The following is a 24,702-nucleotide window of genomic DNA, read 5'->3' as shown; positions in this document are numbered from 1 at the left end:
TGGGTCAAGAGCCGGTAGCCAACCTAGAACGGGCGATCGCCAACCACACCGAAGCCGCCACCATCCGCCGCCAACCCGGATTAGAAAGGGAATTAGCCGCAACCCTCAATAATCTGGGCGCAGCCTACTGGACCCAAGCCGAATTGGGTCAAGAGCCGGTAGCCAACCTAGAACGGGCGATCGCTGCCTACACCGAAGCCGCCACCATCCGCCGCCAACCGGGATTAGAAAGGGAATTAGCCGGAACCCTGAATAATCTGGGCAATGCCTACTGGACCCAAGCCGAATTGGGTCAAGAGCCGGTAGCCAACCTAGAACGGGCGATCGCCTTTTATCGAGAGGCACTTTCCTTTCTCAACCCCACTCTCTTACCGGCTAACACCCTCAGAACTGGACGGAACCTCGGCAACTTGGGCTTTAAGCAGGGCTGGTGGGACATTGCCTTAGAAGGCTACAGGGTTGCCGTGGAAGCCGTTGAACAAAGCCGCGCCTGGGCTACCAGCGAAGCCCTGCGCCAAGAAATTGTCCGCAAGTCTATCGGCGTTTATGAAAACCTAATCCAAGCGGCCGTTAACCAGGGCGACCTCTCCCTGGCGCTGCGAACCGTCGAACGTTCCCGCTCCAAACGCCTTGCCGACCTAATCGCCATCAGCGACCTCTACGCCGATGGGCGCATCCCCCCAGAAATACAAGCCTGGTATCAGCAACTTCAGGACAGCCGCCGCAGCAAATCCCAACTCGCTCAAGACCGTCCTGAACTGTCCAAAGACGATAAACCATCCTTGACCCCTGCACTAAGCCGCAACACCCGCGCTAGCTTTGCCTCTGAACAACTCCTCGCCGCCGAAGCCGCTGAACGTCAAGCCTGGGAAGCTCTCTACCGCTTTGATGCCATTACCGCCCAACTCCAGCAACCCCAACCCCAACCTCGCCTTGATGAGTTAATGGCGCTGCTCCCCTCTCCCCAGACTGCCCTCCTCAGCTTCTACACCACCGCCACCCATACCCACATCTTTGTCCTGCGTCGCCCCTCCCGGGATGGCGGGGAAGGGGTCAACTGCCACACTATTCCCAATCCCCCGGAGTCCGCCAACGACCTGCAAAACTGGCTGGTCGAAAACTGGACTATCCCCTACATTGCGATTAATCAAGCAGAGACCGCCCAATCCCGCCAGCAGCGTCGGGATGAGTGGCACCAAGCTATGGCCGCTCGTCTGCAAGAATTGGCAACCCGCCTGCAATTCGATACCCTCATCCAACAGCACCTCCAGGGCATCACTGAGTTAATTCTGATTCCCCACCTCTTTCTGCACCAAATTCCCTTCGACCTTCTACCCACCGCCGAAGGACAACTACTAGGCGATCGCTTTCGCCTTCAGTTTGTCCCCAGTACCAAAATTCTCGGACTATGCCAAGAGCGATCGCAACCGACTCCCGACACCCTGGGGATTGTGGAAAACACCACAGAGGATTTGCCCTATACTCCCCTAGAGTGTGAGTGGGTCGCCCAAACCTGGAATGTGCCTCGCCAACGGCGGCTACAGGGGCGCACTGTCACCCCCGACTCTTATCTGCAACTGCTCAAACAAGTGCAGGCTCTACTCTCCAGCCACCACGCCACCAGTCGCCCCGATGATCCTCTCAACTCCCACCTCGTCCTAGACGGGGAGCAAAAAGTCACTTTGCGGGATTTAATTAGTCCCTCGTGGCGCTTTCCCGAATTGTCGGAAGTGTTTCTCTCCTGTTGTGAAACTGGTCTCAGTTTTGCCGGTTTCCGAGATGAGGAGGGAAACCTGCGACGGGAATTACTGGACGAACCCCTCAGTTTAGGTACAGGCTTTCTGCTGGGGGGCGCTCGAAGTGTGATCAGTAGTCATTGGGCCGTGGCTGACCTAGCCACAACGCTGTTTTCGCGGGAGTACCATCGCGCACGGCGGGCCGGAGAGGAACGCTTAACGGCTCTACATCAGGCTCGCCAAGCGTTGCGGGAGACTTGCCAAAAAGACTGGCGGAACCGTTTGACAGTCGATTATCAGCAGGCTTTCCAGACTTGGCAACAACTGCGCCGCGCCCAAGACCCCAACACCGATGCTGCTGGGGCCAATTATCAAAAAATCAGCGAATTGATCAAGTGGCTTGACAATTTTGCTCCCGACGCAGTGCCTTTTCAGGATTATCGTTACTGGGGGGCGTTCTACTGTCTTGGACTTCCTTAAATTAGGAATTATTTCCTTGTTGCAAGTAACGCACCACACCTATTGCATGAGCAGAAAACGGGTTTCTCGGAGAAACCCGTTTTCTGTGCGGTATAATTAATTTGCAAGAGTTCTTATCTATAACCCTATTTTAAAAGGGTTTTACCATTATTCAGCAATCCCTAATTAGGATAAACTCGCCCTTTCCAACCTCCCCCTTGACCGCGCCAATAACGCAGGGCAGAATCGATGGTCATTACACTATAAAAGAGGGCAATTAGGGGTAAAGTTAAAGCCCGCAGGGGCGATAATTTATATAGTCTTAAAGTCGGGCTATAGGAGAGGGCAATTAGTAATAAGGTGATGGTGCTAATTATCATAATTGATGTTTGTTTTAATGCCAATCCCCAGATTAAGCCCAAGGGGGCGGCTAAATAGGTTAAAAACATCCCGAAAATTGTCCCGATTAACCAAAGTGTTGAGTAATTAAGTTGTGTAAAGGCGGTGCGGGCTACCATATTCCAAATGCTGGCTAAATCGGGATAGGGACGGAGACTATAGGTGCTTTCTGTTAATCCTAACCAGATGGATTTCTCAGGATTTTCGGGGTGATTTTGTAGATATTTTTTAACCGCGATCGCCAAGGAACAATCATCAATTAAAGCTTGTTTAAGAATCTCAATACCGCCAATTTTTTCTAGGATATCTCGGCGAATTAAAATGCAGCCCCCAGCGGCGGCTGCTATCGGGGAATTAGGGTTATTAACTAGGGGAAAAGGATAGAGTTTCTCGAAGAAAAAAACAAAAGCAGGAATGAGGAATTTTTCCCAAAAACTGTCACAGTTTAGCAGCACCATCAGGGAAACTAAAGCTTGTTTTTCTTGTACTGCTTTAGTGACTAATTGGGTTAAATTATCCGGCGCGTGGGCAATATCGGCATCGGTAAACAGAAAATAATCGGGAGCGAATTTCTCGGTAGCCTCTGTTATTCCCTGTTTCATTGCCCATAATTTGCCCGTCCATCCTATCTCTAAAGGTTGTCCAGAAATAATAGTTATCTGGCCAGATTTATGAGATTGATCAGCAATTTTTTGAGCAACTTTTCCCGTACCATCACTACTTTGATCGTCAATTAAAATAATCGAAAATTCTCCTTGATAATCTTGGTTAAAGAGGGAAGTTAAACTGATAGGTAAAACGTCGGCTTCGTTTCGTGCGGGGATAATTGCTGAGACTTTTGGATAATTTGTTAAAGGAGAAGTGACAGGATTAATTTTTTGGTTAGATAGCCAAAATTGTCCCCTGGCTAAGATTAAATATAACCAAATTATTAGCGATAGGAAAGTAACTAAGAATAATAAAAATGTCATAAGCTAGTCGGCTTTCGATGAGGGAATAGGGAACAGGTCAAAAAGAGTATCAAATTTAGATGCACAACAGTTTCATAAGTTTGGTGTTTAACAGAGGGCGATTTAGGGTAAAATGAAAGCAAGTTAGCAAGATTAGGCGAGGGCGTAAATCATGGATTATGATGTCGTAATTATTGGGGGGGGACCGGCGGGAGGTCACTGTGGTAGATTATTAAGTGAAAAAGGTTATCGTGTTCTTTTGGTGGAACAACATTCTAGTTGGCAAGATAATAACTTTTCTAGTGCCGCTTCTCCCCTAGAAATTTTAGAACAATTCAATCTCCCCGAAACCGTAGTGGCTAGGTTTTGGAAAAATATCGAAATTATCTCCACTAGCATACATCATTTTTGGTCATCACCGCAACCTTTAGGGGTAGTTTTTGATTTTGCCAAATTGCGAGAGTTTTTAGCCACAGAAGTGCTGCGTTGGGGGGGAGAAGTTCGTTTAGGTTGTCGTTATCTGAAATATCAACAGATGGAGGATAAGCTAACTGTTTTCTTGAAATCAAAAGGAGAGGAAATCGAGACAGTTACTACTCGTTTATTGGTTGATGCCACGGGATACGCTAGAGCAGTTATCTATAAACATAGACGAGAAAAACCTGATTTTTTAAAAGCAGTGGGCATTGAATATTTAATTACAGTACCAGAACAATTTTATCAAAAATATCAAGATAATTTAGTATTTTTTCTCGGTCATAAATGGAGTCCTAAAGGTTATGCTTGGATTTTTCCTATGGATAATCAGCAATTAAAAATAGGAGCCGCTTGGTTAGAGGGAGAACATCCTTATATTTCTGAAGTTAAGTCTTTAAAAAGTTATATTATCCAGATACTCAAAGACTACATAAAGTTAGATAATTACGAGCTAGTAGAGCAACACGGTTCCATCGTGGAATATTCCTCTGGACTGCAAGATATTTACTATAAAAAACCAAATATTATCGCCATAGGTGATGCAGTTTCAACTATCAATGCTTTAGGAGGGGAGGGAATTAGACACGCTATGAAAGGAGCCGAAATTGCTTGTCAATACATGGAAGAATATTTACAGGGAAAATCGAGTAGTTTTACCCCTTATCAACAGCGGATGCAAGAATATTTTCAACCAAAATGGAATTTATCCGATCGCCTCAGTCGCAAAGTTTATTTAGAATATAGTGATGCGCGTATCGATCAAGGAGTATCCTATCTCAAGTATCTTGCCACACAGGATATAATCGACATTTTATTTTACTACAAATTTGAAAAATACACAAAAGGGTTAGGAGGATTTCTACTGGGTAAATTACGTCAATGGTGGCACAAAATTTTCCCTAGTCAAAACCCCGAATAAATAAGCTAGGATAAAGCTAAGGAAACAATATTGGTAAAGACCGTGAGTAAGTTTATTCGCTACAGTACAATTATCACCCTGCTGGGCATTTTAGCAGCCTGTAGTGGCAATCCTGACCTAGAAAATCGTCTGGCTGCTGATCCTAATCTACAAACAAATCCCATACCGGAAAACTCTCCTAATAACAAGCAATTACCCGCAAATTTTCCCGCAGAAATTCCTCGATATAGTCAATCAGAATTATTATCCGTGCAGACAAATCCTGATAATACTGGTGGACAAACCCGTTGGCAATCCAACGATCCCAGCAATGCGATCGAGGCTTTTTATCAACAGGAATTAGTTAATAATAATTGGGAAATTATCACTCCCTTTTCTGGGGAAGGAGTCAATAGTACCCTAACGGCCCGTCGAGATAATTTAGAATTAACTATCACCATAACTGCCACTTCTCCCAATACCGAATATAGCCTCGATTATCGTCCAATAGGAACCCCAATTGTGTCCCCTAGTCCCTCCCCTAGTCCCTCCCCTAGTCCCTCCCCCTTACCCAATCTTAATCCCACCAGTTTTAACGATCTCGAATCCTTACCTAATCCCTTAAAGAGCCACATTCAAGACTTAGCTAGATTAGGAGTATTAACAGGCAATAACAATCAGTTTAACCCTAATGATACAATAACGCGCCGAGAATTTGCCCGCTGGTTGTTACAGGCTAATAATGCCATTTATGCTAATGTAGCGGGTAAACAAATCCGTTTAGCTACTCCCAATAGTTCCCCCGCTTTTAGTGATGTGAAAAATAACGATTCCGATTATATTTATATTCAAGGATTAGCGGAAGCGGGGTTAATTCCCTCTCCTTTAACGGGAGATAGTAGCACCCTTTTATTCCGTCCCAATGCTCCTTTAACTCGGGAAGATTTAATCGCGTGGAAAGTGCCATTAGATATCAGAAAAGCTTTACCGAGCGCCAATCTTGATACGATTAAAAATACTTGGGGTTTTCAGGATACTAATAAAATTAACCCGCAGCTGGTGCGCGCTCTTTATGCCGATTTTCAAAATGCTGAACAAGCTAATATTCGGCGAGTTTTTGGTTTTACTACCCTATTTCAGCCAAAAAGACCAGTAACTCGCGCTGAAGCTGCCGCTGCTTTATGGTATTTTGGTTTTCAGGGTGATGGTGTTTCCGCTGCCGACGCTGTGCAGGGTCAAGATACACAACAGAGTGGGGTTAATTAGGGTTTGCTGAATAAATCTAAAAACCTTATCCAACAAGGTTTTTAGACTTTTTTTCCCTCAAAAAGTTTGACCACCTGAAAATGGGTAAAACCCCACACCCCACACCCCAACCCCCAACCCCCAACCCCCACCGAAAAACTTTTTCAGCAGACCCTAATTAGGGTTTGTCCATAAAAATTAAGGGTGTGTTAGGAAAATACAAGCACTCTTTTTGACATTTCTTCATATCTATTCAGGAAAATTAACAAAGGATTCTTGACCCTGCAGCTGGGGTAATATTTTATTCTAAAGATATAACTCTGCTGCAGGGGATTTTGTTGCTGACTTCCGCTGCTATTAAAATTATGACCCATCAAACTCTCAAACTCGCCGGGATGAGTTGCGCTGGTTGTGCTGATTCGATCGAACGGATAATTAAATCTATCCCCGGAGTGATTCGATGTCAAGTTAATTTTGGCATGGAACAGGTGGATGTGGACTATGATCCCAAGCGTACCGATCTTAACACTATTCAAGCAAAAGTTAGGGATGCCGGTTTCCAAGCTACACCGATAACGGAAATTAATCTCGAATCCAGGCCAGAAAAAGAACTTCTCACCAAACTATCGATCGCTATTGTTATTAGTACTATACTTTTTATCGGTTCTTTGCCGATGATGACGGGTTTATCTCTATCTTTTATTCCCCACTGGTTACACGCTCCCTTATTACAATTAATTCTCGCTACTCCCGTCCAATTTTGGTGCGGTCAAAGTTTTTATAAAAATGCTTGGAAAGCCTTTAAAAATCGCACTGCCACCATGGACACTTTAGTAGTTTTGGGAACCAGTGCCGCCTATTTTTATTCCTTGTTTTCAACCTTCGGGAGCGATTTTATCGAAAAACAGGGGTTTGATTCCCATGTCTATTACGAAGCATCAGCTATCGTCATTACTCTGATTTTACTCGGTCGTTTCCTCGAAAAACGTGCCAGAAAAGAAACGGCCGCCGCTATTAAACAATTAATGGGATTACAGGCAAAAACTGCTAGGGTGATTAGGGAAGAACAGACGCTAGATCTACCGATAGAAGATGTGAAAGTAGGAGATATAATTTTAGTGCGTCCGGGGGAAAAAATTCCCGTCGATGGCATAATTATCCAAGGCAGTTCTAGCATTGATGAATCGATGGTGACGGGAGAAAGTTTACCCGTGCGAAAAACCGTCAATCAACAGGTAATCGGAGCGACAATTAATAAAACCGGTAGCCTACAAATGCAAGCGTTACGAGTGGGAAAAGATACGGTTTTAGCTCAGATTGTCCGATTAGTGCAAACCGCGCAAGCATCAAAAGCACCTATACAAAGATTAGCCGATCGAGTGACCGCTTATTTTGTGCCGGTGGTGATGATTATTGCGGTAATAACTTTCTTGTTTTGGATTCTCCGCACGGGTAATCTCACCCTCGCTTTGATTACAATGGTGGAAGTCTTAATTATCGCTTGTCCCTGCGCCCTAGGATTAGCTACACCCACCTCGATTATGGTGGGAACAGGACAGGGAGCAAAACAGGGAATTTTAATTAAAAATGCCGAAAGTTTAGAATTAGCCCATGGCATTACTACTATTGTTCTAGATAAAACCGGAACTCTCACCCAAGGCAAACCAACGGTGACGGACTTCTTGACTCGCGAAGGGGTGGGGGATGGACGGGAATTATCGCTGCTGCAGTTAGTCGTGTCGGTGGAGAATCATTCTGAACACCCGCTAGGAGAAGCAATAGTTAAATATGGGCAGTTAAACGCCATTAAAACCTTAGAAGTAACCGAATTTGACTCAATAACTGGGTCAGGGGTGCAGGGAAAAGTCGGGTCGGATTTAGTGCAAATCGCTACACAACAATGGTTAGAAAGTCAAGGGATTGAAACAAAAGTTCTTAAAAAAGTCGCCCACGATTGGGAATGGCAGAAAAAAACCGTGGTTTGGATAGCGGTTAACGGGCATTTAGAGGGGTTGCTCGCCATTTCCGACGTTTTAAAACCTTTTTCTTCTTCAGTGGTCGCCAAGCTCAAAAAAATGGGCTTAGAGGTGATGATGATGACGGGGGACAACCTCGAAACCGCAGAAGCGATCGCCAGCGAGTTGGGTATCCGGCGCTTTTTTGCCGCACTCCGTCCCCAACAAAAAGCCGAAAAAATCGAATATTTGCAGAAAAAAGGGAAAATTGTCGCCATGGTTGGAGATGGCATCAATGATGCGATCGCATTGGCGCAAGCGGACTTAGGTATTGCCATTGGCACGGGGACCGATGTAGCGATTGCCGCTAGTGATATAACCTTAATTTCAGGAGATTTACAGGGAATTGTGACTGCTATTGAGTTAAGTCGGGCAACAATGGGAAATATCAAGGAAAATCTCTTTTTTGCTTTTATTTATAACCTGATTGCCATTCCCATCGCTGCCGGAGTCCTCTATCCTTTTCTGCTCAATCCGATTATTGCCGGTGCTGCCATGGCTTTAAGTTCCCTTTCCGTGGTGATGAATGCTTTACGATTGCGTCGAGTTCATCCCAGGGTGGGGGGATAACTTTCGTTAACAATTCTTAAGGAAAAACTCGAAAAATTAGCTGTACGGGGGATGATACCGTAGAAAAGGCAATAGAATAATCATCGTGATATGACTGACTCCCCTGAAATACCTTATTTATTACGCGCTGCCAAAGGAGAAATCTTACCCCGTCCTCCCGTGTGGATGATGAGACAAGCAGGACGTTATATGCAGATTTATCGAGAATTGCGGGATAAATACCCCAGTTTTCGGGAAAGATCGGAAAATGCAGATCTAGCGATCGAAATCTCCCTGCAACCTTGGCGTGCTTTTCAACCGGATGGGGTGATCATGTTCTCCGATATTCTCACTCCCCTAGCGGGAATCGGTATTCCCTTTGATATTATCGAAAGTAAGGGGCCGATTATCGATTCTCCCATTCGTACTCAAGCGCAGGTGGACCAACTTAATCCCCTCGATCCCGATCAGTCTTTACCTTTTATCAAAACGATTTTAAAAACCCTACGTCAAGAGGTGGGAAACAAATCCACTGTCCTCGGTTTTGTCGGAGCGCCTTGGACTTTAGCAGCCTATGCAGTGGAAGGGAAAGGTTCTAAAAGTTATTCTGTGATTAAAGGGATGGCTTTTTCGGAACCTTCGGTACTACACCAATTTTTAGATAAATTAGCGGATATGATTGCCACTTATGTCCGTTATCAAATTGATTGTGGGGCGCAAGTGGTACAAATGTTCGATTCTTGGGCGGGTCAATTAACTCCCCAAGATTACGATGTTTTTGCCTTACCCTATCAACAAAAAGTAGTTCGTTTGGTGAAAGAAACCCATCCCGATACACCGTTAATTCTCTACATTAGTGGCAGCGCCGGCGTTTTGGAAAGAATGGCTAAATCGGGGGTTGATATTATTAGCGTCGATTGGACCGTGGATCTGGCTGAAGCGAGACAGCGTTTAGGTAAATCGATGATGGTTCAAGGTAATATCGATCCGGGGGTTTTATTCGGTTCCCAGTCTTTTATTCGCGAGCGGATTATTGATACTATTCGTAAAGCAGGTAATCAAGGTCATATTCTTAATTTAGGTCATGGTGTTTTGGTGGGAACTCCTGAAGATAACGTGCGTTTCTTCTTTGAAACCGCTAAACAAGCGGATCAATTATTAGCAGTTCACGCCTAGGATGTCGTTATCTAGGTTTAGGGAATAGGGGTTAGGAGGTAAGGAAATCGTCTCTAACACCCAACACCTAAGAGTGCATCTCATAATTTAAAATCTACTAAGTTGGGATTCTCTGATAACTTCTGTTGAAAAACTGTGCTTTCTAGGTTGTTTGTTTCCAACCCAGACTCTTGGGGGGTTCTACCCCCCAAACCCCCCGTCGGGGGACGAAGCGCCTCCCCCGAACCCCCTGAGCATTAGTTTTTTTGTGGGATGCTTACACGCAGCTGCTGATATATTTGTAATAATTTAAGAGTCACTGACCATTACTCATTTTTGATATTTCTGCAAAGTTTAGATGCACCTCTCCAAAATACGAACTCGTGACTCCCTTTTTACTTTCAAACTGTCCCCTAAATTCTGCCGTATCAATTAAAATAATGAAAAAAATATTTCTAACGGGTGTGAGTGGCTGTATTGGGCATTATATCGCCGAGATTTTACTGGAAAATCCCGACTATGAATTATATTTTTTAGTTCGTAATCCAGAGAAGTTAAAATTTACTTACCAAGGGCGATCAAATGTTCATATACTTTTAGGCGATATGCAAAATATTGGGGTATATGCTGATCTTTTAAAAACAATGAATAGGGCGATTTTAATCGCTACCAGTTGGGGAGGAGAGGAGGAAAGTTATCAGATTAATGTGGTAAAAACCCTGGAATTAATTAGTTATTTAGATGCTCAAATCTGCGATAAAGTCCTCTACTTTTCTACTGCCAGCATTCTCAATCAAAATAATCAACCTTTGCCCGAAGCTGGGGAAATAGGAACTAATTATATCCGCACTAAATATATTTGTTATAGTAAATTTGCTGACCTAGAAATTGCCGATAAAATTATCACTTTATACCCCACTTTTGTCTTAGGTGGTGACGAAAATAAACCCTATTCTCATATCTATGGCGGTTTACCGGATGTGTTGAAATATATCGGTTTAGTGCGTTGGTTTCAAGCTGATGGCAGTTTTCATTTTATCCATGCCAAAGATATAGCTCAAGTGGTGAATTATTTAATCGAAAATCCCGCACCAGAAAGCAAAATTGTCCTAGGCAATCAACGCACAACAGCTAACCAAGCAGTGGAGGAAATCTGTACTTATTTAAACAAAAAAATCTATTTTCGCATTTCTTTATCTTTAACCATTGCTAACTTTTTTATCAAAGTTTTTAACTTGCAGATGGAACCATGGGATCGTTTTGCGATGAATTATCGTCACTTCACCCACTTTAAAACCTATACTCCTGCTGATTTTGGTTTAAAAAACTATTGTTCCACCCTTGATGATGTTTTAGCCTTGCGAGGAATTCCCCGAAAAAAACCCTAAGTAGTTGGACAAAATTAAATTTACAGTCTGGAAAGAGAGAACCCGGAACAGGGAACGGAAAAATATGTATAATTAGGGTCTGCTGAAAAAGTTTTTCGGTGGTGGTAGGAGTCAGGAGTCAGGAGTCAGGAGTCAGGAGTTTCAGGCTTTGTTGCCTCCTATTTTCTTGCACTAACATCGGACTTTAACAGGTCAAAAGCTTTATTTTAAAAGGGTTTTACCATTATTCAGCAAGCCCTAATTAATTCTGTCTGGATATTTACAGCGCTTTCCCTAAAGATGAAGTCTAACCTAATTCGGCGACGGACTCCCCAAAACGAAAACTTCCTACCTCACCATTAAGATAACTGCTATATCGGTGATTCTTAAATTAGTACAAATATATGAACAACTGCGTGTAAGCATCCCACCGAAAAACTAATGCGCGGGGGGTTCGGGGGAGGCGCTTCGTCCCCCGACGGGGGGTTTGGGGGGTAGAACCCCCCAAAAGCTTGGATTGAGTGATAAAATCAGAAATAAAGCCCAATTCTAGAGATACACCCCCATTCCCTAAGGCCAAATAGATTAATCTTGAAATTGTCTAGCATGAAATTGAGCGTAACGACCATTAAGATTTAATAACTCCTCGTGATTACCCACCTCGATAATTTCACCCTTTTCTAAGACTAAAATACGGTTAGCTTTTCTGACAGTTGCTAATCGGTGAGCAATAACAAATACCGTGCGCTCCGTCATAATTCTTTCTAAAGCTTCCTGCACTAAAGCTTCCGATTCCGAATCGAGCGCGGAAGTCGCTTCATCTAAGATTAAAATTCTCGGATTAGATAAAACTGCTCGCGCGATGGCGATTCTTTGTCTTTGTCCACCCGATAAATTAACACCCCTTTCTCCCACATAGGTATAGTAACCCTGGGAAAGTTCACCGATAAATTGATGAGCGTTGGCAATTTTTGCCGCTTTTTCCACCTCTTGCAGATTAAAATCTCCCTGGCCAAAAGCGATATTTTGGGCTATAGTGCCAGAAAAGAGAATATTTTCCTGTAAAACTACGCCAATTTGTCGCCGGAGACTTTTTAAAGTCACATCACGAATATCCACCCCATCGATTAAAATCTTGCCGGAAGTGGGGTCATAAAAACGCAATAAAAGATTAACTAAAGTGGTTTTTCCCGCTCCCGATGCTCCCACTAAAGCAATCATTTCCCCAGCGTGTGCAGTAAAATTAATATTTTTTAAAACCTGTCTGTCCTCATTGTAAGAAAAATTTACTTGACAATATTCAACTTCTTTGCTGTGGGGTTGCAGATTGATCGCATTCGGTTTTTCGGTAATTGTTGGCAAAATAGCTAACAATTCAAAAATCCGATCCATGGAGGCTTGACCCTGTTTAAATTGATTATAATTACTGGTAATATGGGCGATGGGATCGATTAACATTGCCACCGCTGCCACATAACTAACAAAGTCAATTCCAGTTAAATTCTTTTGGGAAATTTGCCAACCAGCGAGAAAGAATAAAAAGATGACACCGAGAGCTTGTAAGAATCCCACCACGACGTATTGTAAAGCTTTGGTGGATTCTGATAGGTATTGAGCGCGGCGATTTTCCTCCGCTTCTTGGGCAAAAAGCTCGGTTTGATAATCTTCAGCAGCGAAAGCTTGCACCACACGAATACCGCTAAAAACTTCGGTTAATAACGCAGAAATATTAGATATTTTCGCTTGGGCGCGACGAGCGTATTGTAATAATTTTTCGCCAAAAAATCCCACCAAAACCCCTAACAAAGGAGCGATAATAATGACAGCGATCGTCAATTGCCAGTTAACAATAAACATATAGGCAAAGACGACAATTAACTGCAAAGCTGAGGGAATAAAATCATGGAAAAATTTGTTAATTACTTCCCCAATGCGATCAATATCTTCCGTTAAACGATAGGATAAATCACCAGTTTTTGCCGTTTCAAAGTAATTTAAGCCGAGGGTTTGCAGGTGTGCATAAACTTTTTTTCTCAATTCTAGGGCAATTTTTAAAGAAGCTTTTGCCATCAGGGAATCTTGCCCATACTGAGACATTCCCCGCAGTAAAAAAACCACTGCCCCCACCCCCGAAAGTGTCGCCAATGCTTGCACATTTCCCTCACCGATATATCTGGCCATTTGTCCGGCTAACCAAGCTAAAATCGGCCAAAATACCGTAAATCCGATCGTACAGATGAACGCCAAAATAATTGTTTGGGTTTGGGGACGGAGATAGGGAATAAGATTCCAATAACTAGAGCGAGATTTCAAAATAATTTATGGACTTAAGGGGTTAATCGGGGGGTAGAGACGTTTGTAGTCCACGTCCCTACGATATTTTCCAACAATACAAAGTTATGCTGCGATTAAACCGTCACAGCTTGATGAATGTAGCCTAATTCCGTCAATTTGTTCCAGACTTTGGCGACACTTTCCTCTAAAGTCTCTAAATCGGTGCGGCATTCCACTTCTGGGTTAAAAGGTGGTTCATAGGGATCATCAATTCCCGTAAAAGACTTGATTTCGCCAGCACGCGCTCTTTTATATAATCCTTTCACATCGCGCGCCTCACAGACGTTTAAGGGAGCATTCACGAAAACTTCGACAAAACTGCCGATTTTTCCCCGTACTTCCTCGCGAATCTCACGATAGGGAGAAATAGCCGAAACTAGGACAATCACACCGTGACGGGTGAGCAAATTAGACACAAAACCAATGCGACGGATATTTTCATCGCGATCCTCTTTACTAAATCCTAAACCCTTGGTAAGATTCGTCCGTACTATATCGCCATCGAGAACTTCAATGGAATAACCTTCAGCGATTAATTTTGCCTGTAATGCCTCGGTAATCGTGCTTTTCCCCGCACCACTCAATCCCGTTAACCAAACCGTCACGCCGCCTTGTTTCATAGCAATCATTAATAATACTTAAATCCTGTTTAGCGTACCATATCTCAGTGATCAGTGATCAGTTACCAGTTATCAGATGGGAGTTTTCAGTTCACTGATTACTGATTACTGCTTACTGATAACTGAACAACCCCCCAACCTGATTGAAACAAACAACCTGTCGCCACGATCACTGATAATGTATGTTGAGTTACTGTCTTGAATAAGGTAATGTTTAAGAAATTCCCCCCTCACACCCCGCTCATTCTTGGACTAGGTTCTGGGGTTGCGCTTTTTACTCTCACCAGTCTCTTTCTCTTTCACCCGAAAATTCTTGCTTGGCTCGATCGCAATAGTGCTTCGGTTCCTAGCCTAGATCCTAACCAACCCTCTGCCGTGGTTGATAGTGCTTCCTTACCACAAACCGAGCGAGATGTCAAGTTAAAAGATGTGGCCGATGCCAACGCGCCCTCTTTAGATCGTAGTCGCGCCCGCTATCTCCTGGCCATGGATTTATTGAGAAAATATGAAGGGGGTCCGGCTTTAAAACAATTAGAAGGCTTAGAAAAACAATATCCTGTCCTCGCTCCCCAGATTCTCCTCAAACAGGGACGCGCCCACGAATTAAGCAACGATAGTGAAAAAGCGCGAGAAATTTGGCAAAAATTACTGGCAACCTATCCCCAATCGCCCGTAGTGGCGGAAGCTTACTACTCTTTGGGCAAATACGACCCCAGTTATCGTGAGAAATTGCTCAAGGAATACCCCCGACACCCCCTCACTTTGGCTTTAATTCGCCAACGTCTTCAAGAAAATCCCGATCAATTTCCCTTATGGTTGCAGTTAGCCAAGGCTAATCCTTTTGATCCTACCCTCAATCAGGCCCGCGATCGTTTGGTGAAAGACTACGCCAATCAGTTAACTCCGGCGGATTGGGCAATTATTGGGGCCGGTTATTGGCAGTCGGGATTGTACGAAAAGGCCTATAAAGCCTACGCTAAAGCCACTCCTAGCCCCGAACAAGCCTATCGTTACGCCCGCGGGCTACAAATTGCCAAAAAACTGCCAGAAGCTCGCACCGCTTACCAAAAATTAATTAAAACCTATCCCCAAGCCTCAGAAACTGGTTTAGGATTACTGCGACTCGCCCAAATTTCTCCTAACCGCGATGCCATAGCATATCTCGATCGCATTGTCAAGCAATTTCCCGATCGCGCCCCGGAAGCTTTGGAAGCGAAAGCCAAATTACTGGAATCAACTAATGCCCAGGCTGCTAGTCAAACATGGCAGACTTTATTAAATAAATACCCAAAATCCGACGAAGCCGCCGATTATCGCTGGTTAATAGCCCAAAGAGCCGCTAAATCTGGTAATTACGCCAAGGCGTGGCAGTGGGCGCAGCCAATTGCGGTTAATAATCCCGATAGTCAAATTGCCCCGAAAGCGGCCTTTTGGGTGGGAAAATGGGCGCAAAAACTCGGCAAAAACCAAGAAGCAAAACAAGCTTTTACCTACACTATTTCTCGTCATCCCCATTCCTATTATGCTTGGCGCTCGGCGGTTTTATTAGGTTGGGACGTGGGGGATTTTACCACTGTCCGCTCCTATAACCCTACCACCGTCAAACCCGCCACCCGTAACGCTCCCCCCGCTGGTTCGGAAGCTTTCAAGGAATTATATCGAATTGGTGAAGATACGGACGCTTGGAATCTCTTCCAAGCAGAAATTGTCGATCCTTGGAATTTAACCGTTGACGAACAATTTAACCTCGGTGTCTATAAACTCTCTCGCAATCAAAATTTAGAAGGAATTAACCTGATTTGGCGCTTGCGAGAAAGAGATACCCCGGAGGAAAAGAAAGCCTGGAAACTGCTGCGACAAAATGATAAATACTGGCACGCTTTATTCCCTTTCCCCTACTACGATACCATCCTGCAATGGTCAAAAGATAGACAATTAAATCCCCTGCTAGTGACAGCTTTAATCCGGCAAGAATCCCGCTTTGAAAAAGAAATTCGTTCTCCTGTGGGGGCAGTGGGATTAATGCAAATTATGCCCGATACGGGTAAATATATCGCAGGTAATACTGGCAATAAAAGTTATTCTTTAACTAATCCCGAAGATAACATTATGATGGGAACATGGTATCTGGATTATACCCATGGCAAATTCGCAGGAAATTCACTTTTTGCCGTGGCTAGTTATAACGCAGGACCCGGGGCAGTTTCCAAGTGGAAACAGCGTTTTGATTTTAGCGATCCCGATGAATTTGTCGAGAATATTCCCTTTAGAGAAACTAAGGGTTATATAGAATCGGTGTTTGGTAATTATTGGAATTATCTCCAGATTTATAACCCTGAAATTCAAGAGCAAATGAGCAGAATTGCTAACCCTTCCTAGGGAATTGATGGGGATGGGTAATTAACTCATTCCCTTACTAACTTTTTTCTTGATTATGCAATCATTTAACTGGCAAACCGTCGATCGAGATTCTCCTTTTACTCGCCTAGATTTTCGGACAAAATTAACCATGATGATCGTGGTTACTCTCATCGCTTTTACTTGGGAAAGTCCGCTCGCTGGTGGTTTACTAACTCTTATTGTCGCTTTAGCTTGTCTCTGGGCCGGAGTAAAATGGTCCTATATCCTCAACATTTTAAAATTCATGGCTCCTTTTTATCTATTCTTATTAATTACCATGGGATTTTTTAATGTGGAACAGGTAAAAGCTTTAACGGGAAAAACTGAATTAACTCCCTTATTAACTGTCGGTTCTGCCAAAATGACTGTGGAGGGAACCCTCTACGGTTTAAATGTAATCTTTAAAACTCTCACCATGGTTTTAATTATTCCCCTCGCTATTTTTACCACCGATATAAATCAGATGATGGTGAGTTTAACTAAAGCCAGAATTCCTTACAAAATAGTCTTTATTTTTTCCTCTACCCTGCGTTTATTTCCTCTCCTAGTCGAAGAATCTCGATCGATTATTTCTGCTCAAAGATTACGAGGATTAGCAATAGAAAAAATGGGTTGGCTGCAAAAAGGAAAAATTTACGCTTCTATCGCTGTACCTTTAATTTTAAACGCTATGGCTAAATCGCAAAAATTAGAGGTAGTTCTACAAGCTAAAGCTTTCTCTGGTGATCCTGATCGCACATTTTTACAGGAATCAATCTTAACCAATAAAGACTATTTATTAATTATTGGCTTTCTATTTTTATTGGTTTTGGCAATTATTCTCTATGTAAAATTCGGGGTGGGAAAATTTGCCTGGTTGTTTTAAAATTAATCCCTATTGTATAGCTCGATCGATCTGGGTATATAAAGCTTCTAAATCCCCGGAATTGTCCAAAACAATATCAGCTAAGGCAATTTTTTCAGCTAAAGGCATTTGATTATTAATCCGAGCGATCGCTTGTTCTCTGCTTAAGTTATTTCTAGTCATTAAGCGTTCAATTTGTTGCTCGAAACTGCAAGAAACTACCCAAATCTCTGTGACTAAATGGGTTAATTTGGCTTCCAATAATAAAGGGATAGAAAAAACAACTACAGGATTATCCAACAGGGCTAAATTCTGGTTAAAACAGTCCCTAACGTAGGGATGAATCTGACTTTCTAACCAGATTTTTTCCTCGGGATTATTAAAAATAATCTCTCCTAACTGTTGGCGATTAAGGGAATTATCCTCAGTTTTAACTTTTCTGCCATAACGCTGAAAAATTCTCTCTAAAATTGCCGAACCTTTTTCCACTGCTTCCCGGGCATAAATATCCGCATCAAGGACGGGAATTTTGTAGATATTTTCTAAATAATTAGAAACCGTGGATTTACCAGAAGCTATTCCCCCTGTCAACCCGATAATTCTTCTCGACATAGCACCCTAAATTTATAAACTCTCTATCTGTTGTAAAACTCTTGTTTGTACTTGTTGATAGGCAGTTTCCACATCTCCTAAATCGCGACGAAAACGATCCTTATCGAGAATGCGCGCTTGGGCATCCTCTTGGGTTTTATCCCAGAGACGACAGGTATCGGGGCTAATTTCATCACCTAGATAAATTTTGCCCGTTTTATCAACTCCAAATTCTAACTTGAAATCGACGAGAATAATCTGGCACTTATCGAAAAATTCTTGCAGATATTGATTGATTTGCAGGGCTAAATCTCGTAACTGATTGACTTGCTCCTCGCTGGCAATATCGATCACTTTTATGCGATCGGGTGTTAACAGAGGATCCCCCAAAGCATCATCCTTGAGGTAAAATTCTACAAGAGGAAAAGGTAAAACTTTCCCCTCCTCTAATCCCGTTTGCTTGCACAAACTCCCGGCGGCGATATTTCTGACTACTACTTCCAAGGGAATGATTTTAATCGCCTTGACGCGCATTTCCCTAGAACTAGGGCGATCGATATAATGGGTAGGTATTCCTAGGGATTCTAACCATTGAAATAGGGCAGTGGAGATAGTACAGTTAATTTCTCCTTTACCGACAATTTGCCCGCGTTTTTGGGCATTAAAAGCGGTGGCATCATCTTTGTAATAAGTGAGGAGAATATCGGGATCATCGGTTTGATAGAGAATTTTGGCCTTACCTTCATAGAGTTTTTCCATAGTTATCATCCTCGGCAATTGATAAACGAAAATCGATGGTTAATCAGATAGCGGCAGCAGCAAATTTTGGCGATCAACCTAGACAAAAAATATATATCATTGGGTAGATGATCGTTGAAAAAAATAATGTATAATTGCTGCTTAAAGATAACTGTCAACATTTTGCGACCGAATCTTAACATATAACCAAAAAGTGTCACGATTTAAGTGGTCAATTTTTGGCGAATCAGCCAAGTTTCTACTTAAATCCTCAATGATATCCAACAATTGATATTATCTCCCATTACCATTACCGAAAAATCTAAAGAAATTCCGCAAAATTACCCGCCTTCGCCCTATGAGTCAGAATCCTCCTAACGATGATAACCCGAATCTCCCCGATCGCCGCAAGGAGAATTTTCTCTATCCTCGCGCCCCCTACTATGGAGAATTTAAGCCAGAAAACTTGCTATTTAACGCTAATTTACAGGAATTTGCCCAAAAGATCAGTTTTATTTGTAATCTGGAAACGGGGGGCAAAATCAGTTCTCTAGAAGCCTACGAAAAAATTAAAGCCCTCTGGAAAGACTTAAAACAGAGCAAAAAAGGCCTAGGCATTGGGGAAAATCCCTTTCAAAAAGATGATGATGCCTAAAGGATAATCAGGAAAAATCTCCTCGCTTTATCAAAAATGCTGGGACAGAAATATTTTCTGCCCCATACAATTAGATGAGCAAACGCTTAAAAATTACCGTGATTTTGGATGGCATTTTCTAATTTTGCCACCACTTCCTCGACGCTAATTACTCCTAAATCGCCCGTGGCACGGGTGCGAATACTTAAACTATTAGTTTCCATTTCTTTGGCCCCCACCACTGCCATCACGGGGATTTTTTCGGTTTCAGCATTGCGAATCATTTTAGCCAAACGTTCGCCACTGGTATCGGTTTCGGCGCGAATTCCTAACAACTGCATTTTCGCTGTCACCTCTTTAGCGTAATCCAATTGACTATCACTAACCGGTAATAATCGTATCTGGACAGGGGCTAACCAAAGGGGAAAATCTCCCGCGTATTCTTCGATTAAAATACCGATTAAACGTTCCAAAGAACCAAAAGGGGCGCGATGAATCATCACCGGACGTTTACGATTACCATCTTCGGCAACGTATTCTAGTTCAAAACGTTCGGGTAAATTATAATCTACCTGTACTGTTCCTAACTGCCATTCTCTTTCGAGGGCATCTTGGAAAATAAAGTCTAATTTTGGACCATAAAAAGCCGCTTCTCCGGGGGCTTCAAAATAATCCATCCCCAAAGTTTGCACCGCTTTTCTAATCGCTGATTCTGCCTTTTCCCAAGCTTCATCGGAACCGATATACTTATCCGATTCGGGGTCACGAAAACTCAATCGCGCCTTAAAATTCTTTAATTGTAAACTCTTAAACACCGTCAAAATTAAATCAACAACGCTTAAAAATTCCTTGTCTAATTGTTCGGGAGTGACAAACAAATGGGAATCATCCACGGTAAAACCGCGAACTCTAGTCAATCCTCCCAATTCTCCCGATTGTTCGTAACGATAAACTGTACCGAATTCTGCCAAACGCATCGGCAATTCCCGATAGGATCTCAAATCACTTTTATAGATTTGAATATGAAAAGGACAGTTCATCGGTTTGAGCACAAATCCTATTTCCTTACTAGCAGATTCCTCATCGTCTGCCATCATGGGAAACATATCTTCTTTGTACTTTTGCCAGTGACCGGAAATTTTAAACAAATCGACGCGAGCAATATGGGGAGTAACTACGGGTAAATAACCGCGTTTTAACTGTTCTTTTTTGAGAAAATCTTCTAACAAAGAACGAATTAAAGTTCCTTTGGGGGTCCATAAAGGCAACCCCGGCCCGACAGAATCAGAGAAAATAAATAAACCTAATTCTTTGCCTAATTTCCGATGGTCGCGTTTGAGGGCTTCTTGTTTGCGGCGCTTGTATTCGGCTAATTGTTGGGGATTTTCCCATGCTGTGCCGTAAATGCGCTGTAATTGGGCTTTATTCTCATCCCCACGCCAATAAGCACCCGCTACCGTCTCTAATTCGATCGCTTTTGGGTCTAGTTCGCTTGTATTATCTAGGTGCGGACCGGCGCACAAATCCCACCAAGCGTCACCAAGATGATAGAGGGTGATGGGTTCTTGAATTCCCGCCAGAATTTCCAGCTTATAGGCTTCATTAATCGCTTTAATGCGCTTTTCCGCCTCTTCCCGAGAAACTTCCTCGCGCATCACCGGCAGTTTTTTATTGATAATTTTGACCATCTCTTTTCTGATGTCCTTGAGATCCTTATCGGTAAAAGGTTCCGGCACATCAAAATCGTAGTAAAATCCAGTTTCAGTCCAAGGCCCGATAGTAACTTGGGCTTTCGGGAATAATTTCTGCACCGCCATGGCCATAACATGGGAGGTGGTGTGACGAATTCGCTTGAGGTGGTCGGATTCGCTGGTTTTCGGTAGTTTAATCGGGGCTTGGTTATCCATATCTCTTGAATTTACACCTTCTCTATTCTCTATTTTAATAGTAAAAGGAGTCTTTAGTCAGGAAAAAAATCAAGATACATATCAATGCCATTTCCCCTCATCTCTAACCTCTAAACCCTCATCTCTATTTCCTGATGAAAAAACTAATTTTATCCTGTTTATTTTTGGGATTGGTTGCTTGTAATGCCGCGGTTAATACCACCGATAACCAAAAACCAAAGGTAATCTCCACTAGCACAATTATCGCCGATTTAACCGCACGAGTGGGCGGTGAAGAAATTGACCATCAAGACATTTTAAAACCGGGGGATGATCCTCACGTTTATGAACCGGTTCCCGCCGATAGTGTGGCTTTAGAAAAAGCCGATTTAATTCTCTATAACGGTTATAACCTCGAACCGGGGTTAATTAAAATGATCAATTCTACGGGAATTCAAGCGAAAAAAGTGGCCGTGGGAGAAGCAATTAAGCCTTTACAACTGGAAAAAGAGGGGCAGAAAGTACCCGATCCCCACGTTTGGGGTTCGGCCAAAAACGGTATAATCATGGTGGAGAAAATCCGAGATCAATTGATTGAATTAAGTCCCGAAGATAAAGAGATTTTTACTGAAAATGCAGAGCAATTAATCAGGGAATTAGAAAATCTTGATCGCTGGATTACTGCGGCTATTGAAACTATCCCTCCTTCCCAAAGGCAATTAGTCACCACTCATGACGCTTTTCAGTATTATGCTCATGCCTACGGGTTAAAAGTAGCGGGAACTTTAATTGGCATTAGTACCGAAGAACAACCTAGCGCCCAAACGGTGAAAAATTTAGCCGATGCTATTAAAAATCTCCAGGTTCCTGCTATCTTTGCCGAGACGACTATTAATCCTACTTTAATTACCACTGTAGCCGAAGAAGCGGGGGTAAAATTAGCACCACAACAATTATATTCTGATTCGATCGGTGCGGTGGGTACTGGGGGGGATAGTTATGTAAAAATGCTCAGGGAAAATACTCTCTCGATCGTGGAATCTTTAGGGGGAAAAGTACCCCAAGAAGGTCAATAAATAATTGGTTAAATTGGGTGTGTTATCGATTGCTAACACACCCGCAAAAGATGGTTATCTATTTCCCAAATCCTTTACCGCGATTGACAGCAGGTAAACTGAGACAATTGTTAATCTGTTCTTTTATGGTTTCATGATCGAGATTTTGACCGATAAGAACTAGCTGATTTTTGGGAGTACCTTTCCATTCGTCATCTTCGAGAGTAAAACGTTTACCACTGAGGTGGAAAATATGACGTTTAGGACTTTCATCAAACCAGAGAATACCCTTAGCGCGGAAAACGCTTTCCGGTAACTGATTATCGAGGAAATATTGGAACTTCCGAATCGAAAAAGGTTGGTCACTAGCAAAGGAAATAGAAGTAAATCCATCCACCTCTAAATGATTGGAATGGTCGTGATGATCGTGATCATGATCGTGGTCGTGATCATGATCGCAATGGTCGTGATCGTGGTCGTGGTGATCATGGTCATGGTGTTCTTCTTCTGTGTCGAAATATTTATCCGATTCAAATAGTCCGACGCTGAGAATTAAGGGTAAAGGAACCTGACTTTTGCTAGTACGAAGAATTCTCGATCCTTGCTTCATGTCCCGGATTCTTATTTCTAAAGAATCCACATCCGCTTCATCCACTAGATCGGTTTTATTGAGAACAATAATATCACCATAGGTGATTTGACTTAAGGCCGCTTGCGAGTTGAATAAATCGAGACTAAAATTGGCACAATCCACCATAGTGACAATGGAATCTAAACGGGTCATTTCCCGTAATTCTGTACCTAAAAAGGTTAAAGCTACCGGTAAAGGATCGGCTAATCCCGTGGTTTCTACGACTAAATAATCGATTTTTTCGGGACGTTCGAGAACTTTATAAACTGCTTGAATTAAATCCTCGTTGATCGTGCAGCAAATACAGCCATTATTTAATTCTACCATGCTGTCATCACTGCTGATAATCAGTTCATTATCGATACCGATTTCACCGAATTCATTGACAAGAACAGCAGTTTTTAATCCCTGTTGATTGCTGAGAATATGATTGAGGAGAGTAGTCTTACCACTACCAAGAAACCCAGTAATAATTGTTACTGGAAGACCTTGTTTTGGCACTGACATCGTGTTAATAGCTTGTGATTCGACGGTTTGCATAATGATTTGGGGGTGAGTATTCTGTCACTAAAAAGCGATTTTTCGGGATGAGATAGCTAGTTTTTCTCGATCAAACAGTCTCCACTCGATCGCCGACTATTTTTATTGTAGATATTTTTGGACCACATCCCATCCTGTTAGGGTAGCAAAAAGAAAACCCAGAAACAATAAAAGATTAGTACCGATGTGGAGAGACCGCGCTAGAGGTGGACGAGTTGTAATGTTCAGGCCGCTAATTGCCGAAACAAAAACCAGAAAAACCACCGATAAACCCGCTATCAGGTGGGAAGAGTGGCCTAAACTGCCATAATGACCGATTGTTCCCACTAATCCGATTCCCAGCAGAATTAAGACCAAAGCAACCATGATCAGGCCGCTGACCAGATGAAAGGATCTTAACCATTTCGGTCGAGATTGGCCCGCGAGTCGTCGATAACCCATGTTTACCCCCGAAACCGCTAATAAAAAATAGGCAAAGAGAGCAAATCCCATCGACCAAGCGGCAATTTTCCATAACCAGAGAAAGGAAGGGAGATTCATAGGGGTGGGATTATTATTAGCAAGGAAAGGGACGACCGATCGTGTTAATTGGTTCTTCGGTTTGTGTTATGCAATCGACGAGGGTTATAAGGGATGAAACCCTTATAGAGAGAGACATTACTGCGTAGAGCGAACTAATCAATTAAATCTCTCGCCAGATAAGGATTTAGTCGATTTATGCCACCCTATCGAACCATAACAAGTAACGAAGAACCTGTTAATTTAAGTTTACCGGACAAAAATCAGCAAGTTAGGGCTAATATGTCTCATCTCACCATCGACACGGAAAATAATCAGCGTCAACCCTTTGAGTTACCGGGGGCTAAACCCCACTATAACCCCGATCGACCCGGACAAGTGTAAGGATTCAGGTCAGGGGATTGACAAAAACAGAAAAAGTGTAGATTGAGAGGATGAAGCAAAAAGAACCGCAGCAGCTACTAGACAGGGAAAGCCTGAAAAAACGGCGTTGTCAGATGTAAAGATGAATCAAGCAAAAGTGTAGGGAACTGGAACATCCTTAAACTTAAGGTAATGAATTAGAAGCAGTAGGGAATTTTCTAACATTTTGACACATTTTGAATAGCAGAGAGTCTGACGATGAAGACGGGCGGTTGTAATGACGTAATCTTGCATTTT

General features: G+C 42.9%; 19 protein-coding genes and 1 pseudogene. 11 read left to right on the top strand and 9 right to left on the bottom strand.

The features are described 5' to 3' along the window. Positions 1-2,216, top strand: a 2,216-nt coding sequence (locus tag BGL89_RS02840) for a CHAT domain-containing protein (RefSeq protein WP_286824335.1), incomplete at its 5' end; no start/stop codon positions are given. A 161-nt stretch (positions 2,217-2,377) separates the two neighbouring features. On the opposite strand, the gene BGL89_RS02835 is transcribed toward BGL89_RS02840, so the two are convergent. After that, positions 2,378-3,565 carry a glycosyltransferase gene (locus BGL89_RS02835; RefSeq protein ID WP_286824334.1) on the bottom strand — a complete coding sequence of 396 codons (1,188 nt, stop codon included), beginning with the start codon at positions 3,563-3,565 and terminating at the stop codon, positions 2,378-2,380. Positions 3,566-3,716: 151 nt separating this feature from the next. On the opposite strand from BGL89_RS02835, the gene BGL89_RS02830 reads away from it, so the two are divergent. From BGL89_RS02830 to BGL89_RS02810, 5 genes are all read left to right on the top strand, one after another. Continuing rightward, positions 3,717-4,940 carry an NAD(P)/FAD-dependent oxidoreductase gene (locus BGL89_RS02830; RefSeq protein WP_286824333.1) on the top strand — a complete coding sequence of 408 codons (1,224 nt, stop codon included), beginning with the start codon at positions 3,717-3,719 and terminating at the stop codon, positions 4,938-4,940. A 30-nt stretch (positions 4,941-4,970) separates the two neighbouring features. Further along, complete coding sequence (locus BGL89_RS02825) at positions 4,971-6,185, top strand: S-layer homology domain-containing protein (protein WP_286824332.1); 1,215 nt, start codon at positions 4,971-4,973, stop codon at positions 6,183-6,185. Between the two features lie 344 nt (positions 6,186-6,529). Then, positions 6,530-8,749, top strand: coding sequence for a heavy metal translocating P-type ATPase (locus BGL89_RS02820; protein ID WP_286824331.1), 2,220 nt, complete (start codon positions 6,530-6,532; stop codon positions 8,747-8,749). A 90-nt stretch (positions 8,750-8,839) separates the two neighbouring features. After that, positions 8,840-9,904 (top strand): uroporphyrinogen decarboxylase, encoded by a 1,065-nt coding sequence (gene hemE, locus BGL89_RS02815; protein ID WP_286824330.1) that lies wholly within the window; start codon positions 8,840-8,842, stop codon positions 9,902-9,904. 419 nt (positions 9,905-10,323) lie between these two features. Beyond that, positions 10,324-11,271, top strand: a complete 948-nt coding sequence (locus tag BGL89_RS02810; RefSeq protein WP_286824329.1) for an NAD-dependent epimerase/dehydratase family protein — start codon at positions 10,324-10,326, stop codon at positions 11,269-11,271. Between the two features lie 564 nt (positions 11,272-11,835). On the opposite strand, the gene BGL89_RS02805 is transcribed toward BGL89_RS02810, so the two are convergent. Together BGL89_RS02805 and cysC are read right to left on the bottom strand one after the other, a co-directional pair. Beyond that, positions 11,836-13,563, bottom strand: a complete 1,728-nt coding sequence (locus BGL89_RS02805; protein ID WP_286824328.1) for an ABC transporter ATP-binding protein — start codon at positions 13,561-13,563, stop codon at positions 11,836-11,838. Between the two features lie 95 nt (positions 13,564-13,658). Continuing rightward, entirely contained in the window at positions 13,659-14,204 is a 546-nt protein-coding gene (gene cysC, locus BGL89_RS02800; RefSeq protein WP_286824336.1) for an adenylyl-sulfate kinase, read from the bottom strand. Between the two features lie 210 nt (positions 14,205-14,414). Between cysC and BGL89_RS02795 the strand changes: the two genes are divergently transcribed. Beyond that, positions 14,415-16,583: a lytic transglycosylase domain-containing protein gene (locus BGL89_RS02795; protein ID WP_286824327.1), complete on the top strand. Its 2,169-nt coding sequence runs from the start codon at positions 14,415-14,417 to the stop codon at positions 16,581-16,583. 55 nt (positions 16,584-16,638) lie between these two features. Beyond that, positions 16,639-17,469: an energy-coupling factor transporter transmembrane component T family protein gene (locus tag BGL89_RS02790; RefSeq protein WP_286824326.1), complete on the top strand. Its 831-nt coding sequence runs from the start codon at positions 16,639-16,641 to the stop codon at positions 17,467-17,469. A gap of 9 nt (positions 17,470-17,478) precedes the next feature. Here the strand turns inward: BGL89_RS02790 and coaE are convergent, their stop codons facing one another. Together coaE and purC are read right to left on the bottom strand one after the other, a co-directional pair. Next, positions 17,479-18,060 (bottom strand): dephospho-CoA kinase, encoded by a 582-nt coding sequence (gene coaE / locus BGL89_RS02785; RefSeq protein WP_286824325.1) that lies wholly within the window; start codon positions 18,058-18,060, stop codon positions 17,479-17,481. 12 nt (positions 18,061-18,072) lie between these two features. After that, positions 18,073-18,798 carry a phosphoribosylaminoimidazolesuccinocarboxamide synthase gene (gene purC, locus BGL89_RS02780; protein ID WP_286824324.1) on the bottom strand — a complete coding sequence of 242 codons (726 nt, stop codon included), beginning with the start codon at positions 18,796-18,798 and terminating at the stop codon, positions 18,073-18,075. Between the two features lie 337 nt (positions 18,799-19,135). Between purC and BGL89_RS02775 the strand changes: the two genes are divergently transcribed. Further along, positions 19,136-19,432 carry a DUF7219 family protein gene (locus tag BGL89_RS02775; RefSeq protein ID WP_286824323.1) on the top strand — a complete coding sequence of 99 codons (297 nt, stop codon included), beginning with the start codon at positions 19,136-19,138 and terminating at the stop codon, positions 19,430-19,432. Between the two features lie 86 nt (positions 19,433-19,518). Here the strand turns inward: BGL89_RS02775 and thrS are convergent, their stop codons facing one another. Further along, positions 19,519-21,318, bottom strand: coding sequence for a threonine--tRNA ligase (gene thrS, locus BGL89_RS02770; RefSeq protein WP_286824322.1), 1,800 nt, complete (start codon positions 21,316-21,318; stop codon positions 19,519-19,521). A gap of 134 nt (positions 21,319-21,452) precedes the next feature. Between thrS and BGL89_RS02765 the strand changes: the two genes are divergently transcribed. Continuing rightward, positions 21,453-22,373 (top strand): metal ABC transporter solute-binding protein, Zn/Mn family, encoded by a 921-nt coding sequence (locus tag BGL89_RS02765; RefSeq protein WP_286824321.1) that lies wholly within the window; start codon positions 21,453-21,455, stop codon positions 22,371-22,373. Between the two features lie 58 nt (positions 22,374-22,431). Here BGL89_RS02765 and BGL89_RS02760 read toward each other — a convergent pair whose 3' ends face one another. Together BGL89_RS02760 and BGL89_RS02755 are read right to left on the bottom strand one after the other, a co-directional pair. Then, on the bottom strand, positions 22,432-23,523 hold the full coding sequence (locus tag BGL89_RS02760; protein WP_286824320.1) for a CobW family GTP-binding protein: 1,092 nt from the start codon (positions 23,521-23,523) through the stop codon (positions 22,432-22,434). Between the two features lie 102 nt (positions 23,524-23,625). Beyond that, entirely contained in the window at positions 23,626-24,063 is a 438-nt protein-coding gene (locus BGL89_RS02755) for a DUF4079 domain-containing protein (RefSeq protein WP_286824319.1), read from the bottom strand. A 177-nt stretch (positions 24,064-24,240) separates the two neighbouring features. On the opposite strand from BGL89_RS02755, the gene BGL89_RS02750 reads away from it, so the two are divergent. Beyond that, complete coding sequence (locus BGL89_RS02750) at positions 24,241-24,426, top strand: hypothetical protein (protein WP_286824318.1); 186 nt, start codon at positions 24,241-24,243, stop codon at positions 24,424-24,426. 126 nt (positions 24,427-24,552) lie between these two features. Here the strand turns inward: BGL89_RS02750 and BGL89_RS02745 are convergent. After that, positions 24,553-24,702, bottom strand: a pseudogene (locus BGL89_RS02745) (IS1 family transposase); the annotation flags it as partial.

The sequence above is a fragment of the Microcystis sp. LSC13-02 genome, assembly GCA_002282935.1.
In the GTDB taxonomy this organism is placed as follows: Bacteria; Cyanobacteriota; Cyanobacteriia; order Cyanobacteriales; family Microcystaceae; genus Microcystis.
The sequence above is the reverse complement of the archived record's forward strand: the minus strand, read 5'-3'. Positions and strand labels throughout refer to the sequence as shown.

What these genes read in the sequence shown, in the direction of transcription:
- BGL89_RS02835 (WP_286824334.1), bottom strand. Translation starts at nt 3,565, where the DNA reads ATGACATTTTTATTATTCTTAGTTACTTTCCTATCGCTAATAATTTGG.
- BGL89_RS02830 (WP_286824333.1), top strand. Translation starts at nt 3,717, where the DNA reads ATGGATTATGATGTCGTAATTATTGGGGGGGGACCGGCGGGAGGTCAC.
- BGL89_RS02820 (WP_286824331.1), top strand. Translation starts at nt 6,530, where the DNA reads ATGACCCATCAAACTCTCAAACTCGCCGGGATGAGTTGCGCTGGTTGT.
- hemE (WP_286824330.1), top strand. Translation starts at nt 8,840, where the DNA reads ATGACTGACTCCCCTGAAATACCTTATTTATTACGCGCTGCCAAAGGA.
- BGL89_RS02810 (WP_286824329.1), top strand. Translation starts at nt 10,324, where the DNA reads ATGAAAAAAATATTTCTAACGGGTGTGAGTGGCTGTATTGGGCATTAT.
- cysC (WP_286824336.1), bottom strand. Translation starts at nt 14,204, where the DNA reads ATGAAACAAGGCGGCGTGACGGTTTGGTTAACGGGATTGAGTGGTGCG.
- BGL89_RS02795 (WP_286824327.1), top strand. Translation starts at nt 14,415, where the DNA reads ATGTTTAAGAAATTCCCCCCTCACACCCCGCTCATTCTTGGACTAGGT.
- BGL89_RS02790 (WP_286824326.1), top strand. Translation starts at nt 16,639, where the DNA reads ATGCAATCATTTAACTGGCAAACCGTCGATCGAGATTCTCCTTTTACT.
- coaE (WP_286824325.1), bottom strand. Translation starts at nt 18,060, where the DNA reads ATGTCGAGAAGAATTATCGGGTTGACAGGGGGAATAGCTTCTGGTAAA.
- purC (WP_286824324.1), bottom strand. Translation starts at nt 18,798, where the DNA reads ATGGAAAAACTCTATGAAGGTAAGGCCAAAATTCTCTATCAAACCGAT.
- BGL89_RS02775 (WP_286824323.1), top strand. Translation starts at nt 19,136, where the DNA reads ATGAGTCAGAATCCTCCTAACGATGATAACCCGAATCTCCCCGATCGC.
- thrS (WP_286824322.1), bottom strand. Translation starts at nt 21,318, where the DNA reads ATGGATAACCAAGCCCCGATTAAACTACCGAAAACCAGCGAATCCGAC.
- BGL89_RS02765 (WP_286824321.1), top strand. Translation starts at nt 21,453, where the DNA reads ATGAAAAAACTAATTTTATCCTGTTTATTTTTGGGATTGGTTGCTTGT.
- BGL89_RS02760 (WP_286824320.1), bottom strand. Translation starts at nt 23,523, where the DNA reads ATGCAAACCGTCGAATCACAAGCTATTAACACGATGTCAGTGCCAAAA.
- BGL89_RS02755 (WP_286824319.1), bottom strand. Translation starts at nt 24,063, where the DNA reads ATGAATCTCCCTTCCTTTCTCTGGTTATGGAAAATTGCCGCTTGGTCG.
- BGL89_RS02750 (WP_286824318.1), top strand. Translation starts at nt 24,241, where the DNA reads ATGCCACCCTATCGAACCATAACAAGTAACGAAGAACCTGTTAATTTA.